General features: G+C 55.0%; 15 protein-coding genes. 6 read left to right on the top strand and 9 right to left on the bottom strand.

What is annotated here, in order from left to right; genetic code table 11:
* Window positions 1–119 precede the first annotated feature (119 nt).
* Entirely contained in the window at window positions 120–1,040 is a 921-nt protein-coding gene (gene ribF, locus Q9I99_RS03735; protein ID WP_301666865.1) for a bifunctional riboflavin kinase/FAD synthetase, read from the bottom strand.
* A gap of 100 nt (window positions 1,041–1,140) precedes the next feature.
* On the bottom strand, window positions 1,141–1,512 hold the full coding sequence (locus tag Q9I99_RS03730) for a hypothetical protein (RefSeq protein WP_003676442.1): 372 nt from the start codon (window positions 1,510–1,512) through the stop codon (window positions 1,141–1,143).
* Between the two features lie 130 nt (window positions 1,513–1,642).
* Between Q9I99_RS03730 and Q9I99_RS03725 the strand changes: the two genes are divergently transcribed.
* The 3 genes from Q9I99_RS03725 (at window position 1,643) to Q9I99_RS03715 (ending at window position 4,318) form a co-directional block, all read left to right on the top strand.
* Entirely contained in the window at window positions 1,643–2,524 is an 882-nt protein-coding gene (locus Q9I99_RS03725; RefSeq protein ID WP_301666866.1) for a YoaK family protein, read from the top strand.
* A 79-nt stretch (window positions 2,525–2,603) separates the two neighbouring features.
* Entirely contained in the window at window positions 2,604–3,281 is a 678-nt protein-coding gene (locus tag Q9I99_RS03720) for a YiaD family glycine zipper/OmpA-like lipoprotein (protein ID WP_301666867.1), read from the top strand.
* Window positions 3,282–3,385: 104 nt separating this feature from the next.
* The gene (locus Q9I99_RS03715) at window positions 3,386–4,318 is read left to right on the top strand and encodes an AEC family transporter (RefSeq protein WP_301666868.1); all 933 of its coding nucleotides are present in this window, start codon (window positions 3,386–3,388) and stop codon (window positions 4,316–4,318) included.
* Between the two features lie 63 nt (window positions 4,319–4,381).
* On the opposite strand, the gene xth is transcribed toward Q9I99_RS03715, so the two are convergent.
* Both xth and Q9I99_RS03705 read right to left on the bottom strand, forming a co-directional pair.
* The gene (xth, locus tag Q9I99_RS03710; protein ID WP_301666869.1) at window positions 4,382–5,152 is read right to left on the bottom strand and encodes an exodeoxyribonuclease III; all 771 of its coding nucleotides are present in this window, start codon (window positions 5,150–5,152) and stop codon (window positions 4,382–4,384) included.
* 59 nt (window positions 5,153–5,211) lie between these two features.
* On the bottom strand, window positions 5,212–5,493 hold the full coding sequence (locus Q9I99_RS03705) for an ArsR/SmtB family transcription factor (protein ID WP_250314812.1): 282 nt from the start codon (window positions 5,491–5,493) through the stop codon (window positions 5,212–5,214).
* Window positions 5,494–5,760: 267 nt separating this feature from the next.
* On the opposite strand from Q9I99_RS03705, the gene Q9I99_RS03700 reads away from it, so the two are divergent.
* Window positions 5,761–6,000 (top strand): hypothetical protein, encoded by a 240-nt coding sequence (locus Q9I99_RS03700; RefSeq protein ID WP_003676454.1) that lies wholly within the window; start codon window positions 5,761–5,763, stop codon window positions 5,998–6,000.
* 62 nt (window positions 6,001–6,062) lie between these two features.
* Here Q9I99_RS03700 and Q9I99_RS03695 read toward each other — a convergent pair whose 3' ends face one another.
* From Q9I99_RS03695 to Q9I99_RS03675, 5 genes are all read right to left on the bottom strand, one after another.
* Window positions 6,063–6,203, bottom strand: coding sequence for a hypothetical protein (locus Q9I99_RS03695; RefSeq protein ID WP_304666183.1), 141 nt, complete (start codon window positions 6,201–6,203; stop codon window positions 6,063–6,065).
* Between the two features lie 27 nt (window positions 6,204–6,230).
* Window positions 6,231–7,112, bottom strand: a complete 882-nt coding sequence (gene nadC / locus Q9I99_RS03690) for a carboxylating nicotinate-nucleotide diphosphorylase (RefSeq protein WP_301666870.1) — start codon at window positions 7,110–7,112, stop codon at window positions 6,231–6,233.
* A 134-nt stretch (window positions 7,113–7,246) separates the two neighbouring features.
* Window positions 7,247–7,723 (bottom strand): immunity protein RhsI2 family protein, encoded by a 477-nt coding sequence (locus tag Q9I99_RS03685; RefSeq protein WP_002258798.1) that lies wholly within the window; start codon window positions 7,721–7,723, stop codon window positions 7,247–7,249.
* The gene (locus tag Q9I99_RS03680; RefSeq protein ID WP_500793371.1) at window positions 7,720–7,986 is read right to left on the bottom strand and encodes a hypothetical protein; all 267 of its coding nucleotides are present in this window, start codon (window positions 7,984–7,986) and stop codon (window positions 7,720–7,722) included. Before Q9I99_RS03680 ends, Q9I99_RS03685 begins: the two co-directional genes overlap by 4 nt.
* A 97-nt stretch (window positions 7,987–8,083) precedes the next feature.
* A complete protein-coding gene (locus Q9I99_RS03675) occupies window positions 8,084–9,022 on the bottom strand; it encodes an NUDIX hydrolase (RefSeq protein WP_301666871.1) in 939 nt (312 codons plus the stop codon).
* 155 nt (window positions 9,023–9,177) lie between these two features.
* Between Q9I99_RS03675 and nadA the strand changes: the two genes are divergently transcribed.
* Both nadA and nadB read left to right on the top strand, forming a co-directional pair.
* On the top strand, window positions 9,178–10,290 hold the full coding sequence (nadA, locus tag Q9I99_RS03670; RefSeq protein ID WP_042743379.1) for a quinolinate synthase NadA: 1,113 nt from the start codon (window positions 9,178–9,180) through the stop codon (window positions 10,288–10,290).
* Window positions 10,291–10,341: 51 nt separating this feature from the next.
* Window positions 10,342–11,850, top strand: a complete 1,509-nt coding sequence (gene nadB / locus Q9I99_RS03665) for an L-aspartate oxidase (RefSeq protein ID WP_301666872.1) — start codon at window positions 10,342–10,344, stop codon at window positions 11,848–11,850.
* Window positions 11,851–11,961: the final 111 nt, after the last annotated feature.

The following is an 11,961-nucleotide window of genomic DNA, read 5'->3' as shown; positions in this document are numbered from 1 at the left end:
TATTTCGGTTTCAGACGGCATTGCGCCCCAAATAGTATTTCACAACGGGAAAACCCTGTGCCGTCCGAACAGTTAAAAGGTTGATTGTAGCCCAATCGGATGGTTTGTATAAGATTTTTCTACCAACGCCTTGCGGCTTCCATATCGGCTTCAATCTGCCTTTTCAGTTCTTCCATACCGTCAAACTTTTCCTCATCGCGCAGTTTGTGCAGGAAGCGGACGTTCAGCCCTTGTCCGTACAGGTCGCCTTGAAAGTCGAACAGGTGGACTTCAAGCTTTTGAGAACAGCCGCTATCAACAGTGGGATTGAAGCCGAAGCTCGCCACGCCGCGCCGCGTGCCGAACACGCCGTCCGCTTCGACGACAAACACGCCGCCGAGGGCATAACGGTGGCGGGGCAGGCGGATATTGGCGGTCGGGGCGTTTAGAGTGCGTCCGAGTTTTCTGCCGTGCACCACCCTGCCCCCCAAAACATAGTCGTGTCCCAAAAGTTTTTTCGCATAGGCAAGGTTGCCGTCTGAAAGGGCTTGTCGCACGGCGGTACTGCTGGTGCGAATGTCTTCGACGATGACGGAAGGCGTGCGCTCGGTCTGCATATCGGGCTGTTGTGCCAAAAGTTCAAAACAGCCTTCCCGCCCCGCACCGAAACGGAAATCGTCGCCGACGAGCAAATAACGCGTATTCAAGGTTTGACGCAGCAGGCGGTCGATAAATGCTTGCGCGGATATTTCGGAAAAATTTTGATCGAAACGCAAAACCCAGACGGCATCGACGCAGCCCGTCCCTTCCAGCAATTCCAGTTTGGTACGCAGGGGGCTGATCCGACACGGCGGCATCCTGCCGGTGCGGAGTGCGAAAAATTCTTTGGGTTGGGGTTCGAAGATAACGGCAACGACGGGTAATCCGCGCGTATCGGCTTCGAGGCGGAGTTTTTGGAGGATGTGTTTGTGTCCAAGGTGTACGCCGTCGAAATTGCCTATGGTTACGGCGGCCCCGTGCGGAAAGTCGGGCGCGTTGTGCCGCCCCAGCCTGATTCTCATTGTTGCGTTCGGGTATGTGGTGAAACAGGCGGTCATTGTAAACGGTATTGCAGTTTATAGACAGTAGGCGCGTTCAGACGGCATATGCCGCCGCTTCTGACTACCACCAAGGACGGTAAAACGGATAGCCCCAATCGTCGTAATAGCGCGACAGGCGTACTTCTTTCAGCTGCTGTTGCGAGATGTAGTTCTGCCACGCCATTTTGTAACAGGCTTGGAACATGGGATCGGAAAGCTTTTCGGTATAGCGTGTTTTAAATATCTGTCTTTCGGCATCGGGCATGGGCGCATATCCTGAATCGAACTGACGGCGGATAAGCTGTGCGGCCTCGCGGTCGCATTGCGCTGCAAGGGCGACTTGCAAGTCCTGTTCATAGCGTTGCTGTGCCTGACGGTATGCCGCCTGCTGTTCGGGTGTGGCGCAGGCAGTCAGTATGAGTATTGCGGCGGCCGCCGCGATGTATCGGCGCATGGTGTTCTACCCTCCTCGGAAACAGATTCAATGTACGCTCTTTTCAAAAACTTGTGAAGTTCGCCCCTAGATTGTTTTCGCTATAAAATGCGGTTCTTGAACATGCTTTCCGAACCGTCTGCCCATTATTATGACCGAATCCGACCACCACGCCAAACACGCCCGCCACAGCCGCCACCACATCCCGCCGTTTTGGCAGGCAGACCGCCCCTATCTGCACGAACACCATATCTCCGATGCGCGTTTCCGCCGATTGGGCTACATCATGTCGCTGCTGGCAGGCGCAATCAATGCCGGCGGTTTTTTTGCGTTTGCGCGCTATACCTCGCACGTTACCGGTTCGATGTCGCTGCTGGCGGATATGGTTTATCTGAAGCAATGGACGGCGGCAGCGGTGGCGATGGTCAGCGTGTTGTGTTTCATCGCGGGTGCGGCACATTCGGGCTGGGTGATTTTATGGACGCAGCAAATGCGCTTTCGGGGCAGCTACGGGTTGTCGATGTGGCTGGAAGCGGTTTACCTGCTGGTTTTCGGCCTGTTTGGCATTACCGCGCTGCAATGGGATACGGACGGAGGCTTGGTCTTCCCTTCCCTCGCGCTGTTCTTGCTCTGCTTCATCATGGGGATGCACAACACAGTCATGACGCTTTTATCGGGCGGCGCCATCCGCTCTACCCACATGACGGGTACGGCGACCGACTTGGGCATCGAAATCTCACGCGCCCTGTATTACTCCAAAACCCACCATCCCCGCCTGCCGCACGTCCGCGTCAACAAACCCAAAATGTGGCTGCTCAGCGGCATGATGCAGGCCTTTCTGCTCGGCGGCATCATCGGTGCGTGGGGCTACCATAAAATCGGACACCACTTCGCCCTGCCCGTTTCGGCGGTATTGCTGATACTGGGTGCTGGCTCGGTCGGTTACGATGTCAAGGTCCGTTTTTTGTGGATATGGCGGCGGTTTCGGCGCAAATACCGACAAACCGGTGTTGTTTCGGGAAAAATCGGGTAATTTCAGGTTAACGCCGCTTATTTGGACGGCATGATTGTTTATAGTTGTACGGTTTGACATATACACGGAAGGAAACACCATGACTTTCTTCAAACCCTTTACCGTCGTGCTGACCGCATCCGCACTCACGCTTTCCGGCTGCGTTGCCGACCCTGTAACCGGACAGCAGTCCCCAAGCAAATCCGCCATGTACGGTTTGGGCGGCGCGGCAGTGTGCGGCATCGTCGGCGCACTGACCCACAGCGGCAAAGGCGCACGCAATTCCGCGCTTGCCTGCGGCGCAATCGGCGCGGGCGTGGGCGGCTATATGGACTACCAAGAGCAGCGTTTGCGCCAAAACCTCGCCGGCACGCAAATCGAAATCCAACGCCAAGGCAACCAAATCAAGCTGGTGATGCCTGAAAACGTTACCTTTGCCACCGGCAGCGCAGTTTTAAGCGACAATGCGCAATTTGCGCTGAATACTGCCGCACAGACGCTGGTGCAGTATCCCGACACGACGCTGACCATCAACGGGCACACCGACAACACGGGTTCCGATGCCGTCAACAATCCGCTTTCGCAACACCGCGCCCAAGCGGTTGCCTACTATCTGCAGACGCGCGGCGTGGCGGCTTCGCGCCTGACGGTTTACGGCTACGGCTCGCATATACCGGTCGCGTCCAACGCTACGGCTGAAGGCCGCGCGCAAAACCGCCGCGTCGAAATCCTCATCAACCCCGACCAACGTGCCGTCAACGCCGCACGGCACATATAACGCGCCCTGCAACGCCAATGCCGTCTGAATGCTTTTCAGACGGCATTTCCGTATTTGCGCCCGCAGGCGTACAATCTTTCCCTTTTTTCTGACACGGTGATTCTATGGATACCGCCCTGCTCCTTGCAGGCAAAATCGCCGAACTGACACTGATTGTTTTTATGGGCATCGGTTTGGTGAAATCGGGGCTGCTCAAATCGGAAAACAGCTATCCGCTGTCGGTCATCGCCCTCTACCTCATCAGTCCGTCGGTAATGCTGCACACCTTCCAAATCGGCTACACGCCCGAAGTGGCACAAGGCCTGCTGCTTTCAGTCAAGCTCGCCGTCATCTTCCACATCCTGCTGATTGCCATCGGCAAAATCCTGAAAAAGCTGCTCAGGCTCGACAGTCTGGAACACGCCGCGATGGTGTACAGCAATTCGGGCAACCTGATTATTCCGCTGGTCATGTCCGTTTTCGGTTCGGAGTGGGTCATCTACACCGGCGGCTTCATCATCGTGCAAACCGTCCTGTTTTGGACGCACCTGCGCCTGCTGGTCTCGGGCAACGTCAGACTTTCATGGAAAACCATCCTGACCAACATCAACATCCTCTGCATTTTTACCGGACTGCTGATGTTTGCCTTCCAAATCAAACTGCCCCGCCTGATGGACAACACCCTCGCCGCCGTCGGCAGCATGATCGGGCCGGTTGCCATGATTGTTGCCGGAATGCTGATTGCCTCCGTGCCGCCGCACGCGCTTTTGTGTTCGGCAAGGCTGTATGCCGTGGCATTCCTGCGGCTGATTCTGATTCCGCTGATACTGCTTGCCGTCGTCAAACTGTCGGGGCTGGCACACCTCAACGCCCTGTCCGAAACCGTCGTCCTCATCAGCTTTCTCGCCACCATCAGCCCATCGGCGGCAACCATCACGCAAATGGCGGTCGTGCACGGCAACGACGCACGCAAGGCAAGCGCGATTTACGGCATCACTACCCTGCTGTGCGTTATCACCATGCCGCTGATGATTGCGCTTTACCGATACACGGTTTGAACCTTCAAACAAAGATGCCGTCTGAAACCCGAAAACGGTTTCAGACGGCATCTGCCTTTCATCCTACCAATCGAATTCCGCACACACGGGCGCGTGGTCGCTCGGACGCTCCAGCGCGCGCGTATCCAAATCGACGCGGACATCCTTCAACGCCTCCGCCATCGCAGGCGACACCAAAATATGATCGATACGCAGGCCCAGTTTGCGTTGGAACATCGCGCCGCGATAGTCGAACCAAGTATAGAACGCGCCTTCGGGATGGACTTGGCGCAGGCTGTCGGTCAGTCCCAAATCCAGCAGGTTTTTGAACCACTGCCGTTCGACGGACGAACAGTGGATTTTTTCATACCATTTTTCAGGGTCGTAACAGTCCGCATCGGCAGGCGCGATATTGAAATCACCCAGCAGCACCAGTTTGCCGTAGCGGGTCATTTCATCGCGGACAAACTCCGTCAATGCGGCAAACCACTGTTCCTTATATTTGAATTTGGGGCTGTCCAAAGCCTCGCCGTTGACGCAATAGACATTGATGACGCGCACGCCGCCGACGGTTGCCGCAATCACGCGGCGTTGCGGATCGTCCGGCAGCGCGGGCAGCCCGATATACACGTCTTCCGGCGCGCTGCGGCTGACAATTGCCACGCCGTTGTAGGTTTTCTGCCCGCTCCAAACACAGTGCCAGCCCATCATCTGCAAGGCGGCGGCGGGAAACTTGTCCTGATCGAGTTTGAGTTCCTGTAAAACAAGGACATCCGGCGGATTATCGGCAAGCAGGTTTTGCACCTGCGGCAGCCGCACATTGAGCGAATTGACGTTCCAAGTGGTGATTTTCATAACATTTCCGAAAAATGCTGTCTGAAACGTTCAGACGGCAAAAGGAAAGGATTCTAACACTATGCCACGCGTTTGTTTTCCAAATCGCGAACCGTGTGCAGAATCGCCGCCGCTTCTTCGGAAACCAGGCGGTATTCGATAATGCGGTGGTAACGCGTAAAATCGACTAAACCTTCCACGCGCAGGCGGTTCAAATGGTTGGAAACTGCGGTAGCCGACAGGGATAAGGATTTTGCCAGTTCGACGATATTGCGTTCGCTGTCCAACAGTTGGATCAGTATCGCCATACGTTCGGGATGCGCCATAAGTTTGAGTATGGTGTGGAGCGGTATTGTGTTCATCGGTATTCCTAAAACCTTTTCCGCCCGCCAAGCGGATTGACGGGCGGCAGATATGGATGATTTTGATTATCTTTATAAATTATATTATAAATCAATTATTTATAGCTAATTGTACAGGATTGTATGTTCCTTTTCCCACTATTTTTGCAAACAAGCGTAAAGACAGGCTTTCAGACGGCATAAAACCTCCGCCCCTACCCTGCTCCCTACCCTGCCGCCGAACGGAATCATCCGTATTTTTTAAGAAAACCATTATGGATATTTTCCGTGAATCAAGGTCGTTCTGCGCGACAGACTGTCCAACGCCAACATCCGGTTCTGCATTTCATCATCGCCGACGACGATACGGGCAAGATGCGTATCGGTCGTGCCTTCCTGACGATGCACCGCATCCTCGACAAGGAAAACCAGATACATACCGATATGGCTTTAACGTTGCCGGCGGTAGTGAAAGACGCGGTGGCGATATGGGCAGATATAGATACATTGGATAGGTGTTCCGGCTGACCGCTCCGTTGATGAAGTATCTTTCGGCTACCGTTCATCAAATGGTTCCAATGCCGAAATGCCTAAATCGCGCCTGCCTGAAATGCTGTTTTTTCTAAAGCATCACGACCTTCACGAAAAATGCCGTCTGAAGAATATTTCAGACGGCATTTCCTCCCTGAGGCAATAACCGGATTACGCTTAAGCAGTTCATCGCCTGACATATCAGACAGCCGCCCGCACCTTAAAACTCACGCCACGAAATCCAAACCGATGTCCAACGAGCGGCTGCTGTGGGTCAGATAGCCGAGGGCGATGCCGTCCACGCCGGTTTGTGCCACGCGCTTCAGTCGGTCGAAGCCGATGCCACCCGATGCTTCGCAATAGACGGTGTGGGGGTGTGCGGTTTGCGTGTGGCAGCGGTTTGCCGCTTCTTTCAGGGTTTCGTCGTCCATGTTGTCCAGCAAAATCCGTTCCGCGCCCGCTGCGATGGCTTCGTCCAGTTGTGCCAACGTGTCCACTTCGATTTCTACACAGGTCAACGGTCCGACTGCCTGTTTTGCCTGACGAACTGCTTGGGCGATGCTGCCGCAATAGGCGAGGTGGTTGTCTTTGATGAGTACGGCGTCGTCCAAACCCATGCGGTGGTTCACGCCGCCGCCTGCCCTGACGGCGTATTTTTGCAGGACGCGCAGCAGGGGGATGGTTTTGCGGCTGCACACGATGTCTGTACCGTATTCGGCGACTTCGGCAACGGCACGCGCGGTGGCGGTGGCGATGCCGCTTAAGTGCGTAAGGTAGTTGAGCGCGGTGCGTTCGGCGGCGAGCAGCGCGCGGGCGTTGCCTTCGACGGCGGCAAGCGTCTGACCTGCGCGGACGGCTTGTCCGTCGTGGATTTCAGCTTGGAAGCGGACGCACGGATCCATCGTCTGAAAGGCGAGGCGCGCCAAGTCCATACCGGCGATAACACCGTCTTCGCGGCTGATCAGGAAAAGTTTGGCGGTTTTATCGGGCGTGATGACAGCAGCGGACGTAATGTCGCCACGCCTGCCCAAGTCTTCGCTCAAGGCTTGTTCCACCATGGGGTGCAACAGGGTGTCGGGCAGGGGAAAGAGGGTGTTTTCAGACGGCATGGGGTTTCCTTTGTTGAAAAAGATTGATGTTGCACCGATGGGGCAAAACTTCATTTTATAGTGGATTAACAAAAACCAGTACGGCGTTGCCTCGCCTTAGCTCAAAGAGAACAATTCTCTCCGGCGTCATCTGATTATTTTGAAATTGCCATTTCAATGACTTGCTCAACATAGTTGTTTTCCAAATCAATTACGTCTCCTTTTCTTTGATTTGATTTTTTTAGTTCATTATATGCATAAAAAATGACGATTTTCTTCCCTTCACAAAATAAATGTCTGTCGGATTTATTCATCATATACATACTTTCATTCCTTACGATGCCTTCACCATCTATAAAACTAAAACTATTCGGTATATTTCTTCGTTCCATTCCCGCTTCATATATTGACGATATCACTCCGGAAACGCTTCTGGTGATAATCTGTCCGGAATCAATATTACTCCACCATTCCTCTGATGCAAATAAGCCTTTGTCTTTTTTGATGCCAAAGATACTTTCGTCATTTAATGATAATAATCTTGTCTTTTCAATAAATTCTTTTTCTCTTTTCATGACTTTTTTAAAATCATAGATTAAATACATATCATCATCCAAAATCAAATAACTCATTTTACGTCTCCAATTTTTTCAAAATAAATAATCTGTTTCTCAAAAGCTTCTTTGCCGCCAGATTTCCCCAGCCCTGTATTGACTACCCCTTTTCCTTTATTCACATGTGGTTTTCCTTGGCCTTCAAGCTTGAATTGCACTTGTGTTTTTTCAGTCCATCCCTTATTTGTGCGAGGTAAATCTGGAAAAAGTTTGCCTGTGGCTGAGTTGCCTGTGGTGCCAATCTTTTTTAAAACTTCCATAGTTCCTGGTAAAGTGTTCAAGCACCAAGTGAATCGGTTCCGTACTATCTGTACTGTCTGCGGCTTCGTCGCCTTGTCCTGATTTTTGTTAATCCACTATAGGTCGTCTGAAAACGGGCTAACGGCTGCCCAGCGGCAGTCCGATGTCCGAAATCAACCGATCGGGCAGGACGTCGTCGCGGAAGCGGTAAAGCTGTGCGGGACGGCCTTTGCTGCCCGATACGCCGGTATCCGACGGCTCGATGAGGTTTTGCTGCTGAATCTGGCGGCGGAAGTTTTGCTTGTGCAGCAATCTGCCGCTGATGGCTTCGACGCTGTTTTGCAGTTGCAGCAGCGTGAATTCGGGCGGCATCAGCTCGAAAATCACGGGGCGGTATTTGATTTTGGCGCGCAGGCGGGACAGGGCGGTCGCCAGTACGCGGCGGTGGTCGTGGCGCATGGGCTGCCCCGTGAGCGCGAAGTCGAAGTTTGCCTGCGGCTCGGCGGCTTCCGCTATCAGGCCGCTTTCATACAGCATTTCATAGCGTTGCAAAACGTATTCTTCCGACCAGTTTTCCGGTTCGACGCCCCAACACAAATGAATGCGCTTGAGCCGCTTTTGGCGGACTTCCTCCGTGTCCGCCGAGTTTGCCCAAATGCGCAGGCGGCTGACGACGGCGTCGCGCTGCCCGCCGTCGGTGCGCAAGTCTTCCCACGGGAAATAGTCGTAGCAGTCCTGCCATTTCGCATCCGGGTGCAGGATGCTGTCGGCTGCCTCGCGCACCAGCCCCAAATAGCTGACGTACAAGACGGGCATGCCGTGTTCGTTGCGGCGGTGGGTATCGACAAAGGTGTAAAGCTGTTCCACATAGCCCATAGGCTGCGAAGTCTGCTTGGCAACCCACAGCTTCACGCCCGCCTGCAGAGAATTGCGCAGAGGGGAGAGCGGGCCGTTGGGCAGGAGCGTGCCTTGGGCGACGGTTAATACCCGCAGGCCGCCGTCGGTAACGGCAATCAATACGGGAACCAGCTCGACGATGCTTTGCGGCGGGGCTTCGGCTTCGGGGTAGGCATCCATGCGTGGCTTTCATTCAAGAGAAAACCTTATTGTAAACCAAAGCGGTTTTCAGACGACCTTGCATATTATACTCAAGTTGAGCATAATATAAAAACTATTTGAAACATAGACGGCAAACCTTTATGCCGTCTGAAAAACAGCCACAAGGAAACATCATGCAAACCGCCGCCCGCCGCTCGTTCGATTACGATATGCCCCTCATTCAGACGCCGACTTCCGCCTGCCAAATCCGTCAGGCGTGGGCGAAGGTTGCCGACACGCCCGACCGCGAAACGGCAGGCCGTCTGAAAGATGAAATCAAGGCTTTACTGAAGGAGAAAAACGCGGTCTTGGTGGCGCATTATTACGTCGATCCGCTGATTCAGGATTTGGCTTTGGAAACGGGCGGATGCGTGGGCGATTCGTTGGAGATGGCGCGCTTCGGCGCGGAACACGAAGCCGGTACGCTGGTGGTGGCGGGTGTGCGCTTCATGGGCGAGAGCGCGAAAATCCTCTGCCCTGAAAAAACGGTGCTGATGCCTGATTTGGAAGCAGAATGTTCTTTGGATTTGGGTTGCCCGGAAGAGGCGTTTTCGGCGTTTTGCGACCAACACCCCGACCGCACAGTCGTAGTGTACGCCAACACTTCCGCCGCCGTGAAAGCGCGTGCCGACTGGGTGGTCACGTCTTCGGTGGCGTTGGAAATCGTGTCGTATCTGAAATCGCGCGGCGAGAAGCTGATTTGGGGGCCCGACCGCCACCTCGGCGACTACATCCGCCGCGAAACGGGCGCGGATATGCTGTTGTGGCAGGGTTCGTGCATCGTCCATAACGAATTCAAAGGGCAGGAGCTGGCGGCGTTGAAGGCGGAGCATCCCGACGCTGTGGTGCTGGTTCATCCCGAATCGCCGCAAAGCGTCATCGAACTGGGCGACGTGGTCGGCTCGACCAGCAAACTGCTCAAAGCCGCCGTATCGCGCCCTGAAAAAAAATTCATCGTGGCGACCGATTTGGGCATCCTGCACGAAATGCAAAAGCAGGCGCCCGACAAAGAATTTATCGCCGCACCGACGGCGGGCAACGGCGGAAGCTGCAAAAGCTGCGCGTTCTGCCCTTGGATGGCGATGAATTCGCTGGGTGGTATCAAATACGCCCTGACAAGCGGACGTAACGAAATCCTGTTGGACAGGAAGCTGGGCGAAGCCGCCAAACTGCCTTTGCAGCGTATGCTCGACTTCGCGGCAGGACTCAAACGCGGGGATGTGTTCAACGGCATGGGCCCCGCCTGATTTGCCGTCCGTATTGCCGTTTCAGACGATCTCTCAAACAAGGACAACACCATGCAAACCGATTGCGACGTATTGATTGCCGGAAACGGGCTGGCGGCACTGACGCTCGCCCTGTCGCTGCCTGAATCGTTCCGCATCGTCATTTTGTGCAAAAACCGGCTGGACGACACCGCCAGCCGTCATGCGCAAGGCGGGATTGCGGCGGCGTGGTCGGGAGAGGACGACATCGAAAAACACGTCGCCGATACTTTGGAAGCGGGCGCGGGTTTGTGCGACGAAGCCGCCGTCCACACCATCCTGTCGCAGGGCAAACCGGCAATCGAATGGCTGTTGACGCAGGGCGTAGCGTTCGACCAAAATAATAACGACTTGCACCTGACGCGCGAAGGCGGGCACACCTGCCGCCGAATCGCCCACGTCGCCGACTACACGGGCGAAGCCGTCATGCAGAGCCTGATTGCCCAAATACGCCGCCGCCCGAACATCCGAGTTTGCGAGCGGCAGATGGCGTTGGACATCCAAACCGAATCAGGCGCAGCGTGCGGACTGACCGTCCTCGACCGCCGAACGCAAGAAACCCACCGCATCCGCGCCAGCCATACCGTACTCGCAGGCGGCGGCTTGGGACAGATTTATGCCGCCACCACCACGCCGCCCGAATGCACAGGCGACGCCATCGCTATGGCGATACGCGCAGGCTGCGCAGTCGAAAACCTCGAATTTATCCAATTCCACCCCACAGGCTTGGCAAGGCCGTCTGAAAACGGCCGCACCTTCCTGATTTCCGAAGCCGTGCGCGGCGAAGGCGGCATCCTGACCAACCAAGCGGGCGAACGGTTTATGCCACATTACGACCGCCGCGCCGAACTCGCGCCGCGCGACGTTGTTGCCCGCGCCATCGCTGCCGAAATCGCCAAACAAACGCAAGACTTTGTCTCGCTCGACATCAGCCATCAACCCGCAGCATTCGTCCGCCGGCATTTCCCGTCCATCCATCGGCACTGCCTGTCCCAATGTGGCTTGGACATCACGCGCCAAGCCATCCCCGTCCGCCCCGTGCAACACTATACCTGCGGCGGCATCCAAACCGACCCTTGCGGCAGAACCTCCCTGCCGCAGCTCTATGCCTTAGGTGAAACCGCCTGCACCGGCTTGCACGGAGCCAACCGCCTCGCCAGTAATTCCCTGCTCGAATGCGTCGTGACCGCCAGGCTTGCCGCCCAAATCATCGCGGACGGACAAGCATTCCAAACCGCGCCGTCCCAAAGGTCGTCTGAAAACCTCTCCGCCGAAGCAGACATCTTTTCAGACGACCTCCAAAACACATTCAGCCGCCCCGTCCTGCAAGCATTCAACCAACGCCATCTGGGCATCCTCCGCAACGATACCGGCCTGCGCCGTGCCATCGCCCAACTACGGCTTTGGAAACAAAACCAAGCTGAGCCGCGCACCGCGTCCGAATACGAAGACCGCAACTTGCTCGAATGCAGCCTCGCCGTTGCCCAAGCTGCATACGCAAGGCGGCAAAACATCGGCGCGCATTTCAATAGTGATTGTTAAGGTTGGCAGGCCAGAGAAAATCGTTTAAATAAATTTGAATAGCATGGTTGAAAGTTGGTATTCAGTTTTTAGGGTTGAGTAGGTTGGGTTATCACTCTGTTCTAAAAGTAA

This window comes from Neisseria basseii (genome assembly GCF_962707005.1).
GTDB classification, from domain to species: domain Bacteria; phylum Pseudomonadota; class Gammaproteobacteria; order Burkholderiales; family Neisseriaceae; genus Neisseria; species Neisseria bergeri.
Note: the sequence above shows the minus strand (reverse complement) of the source record. Positions and strands in the feature narration are given on the sequence as shown.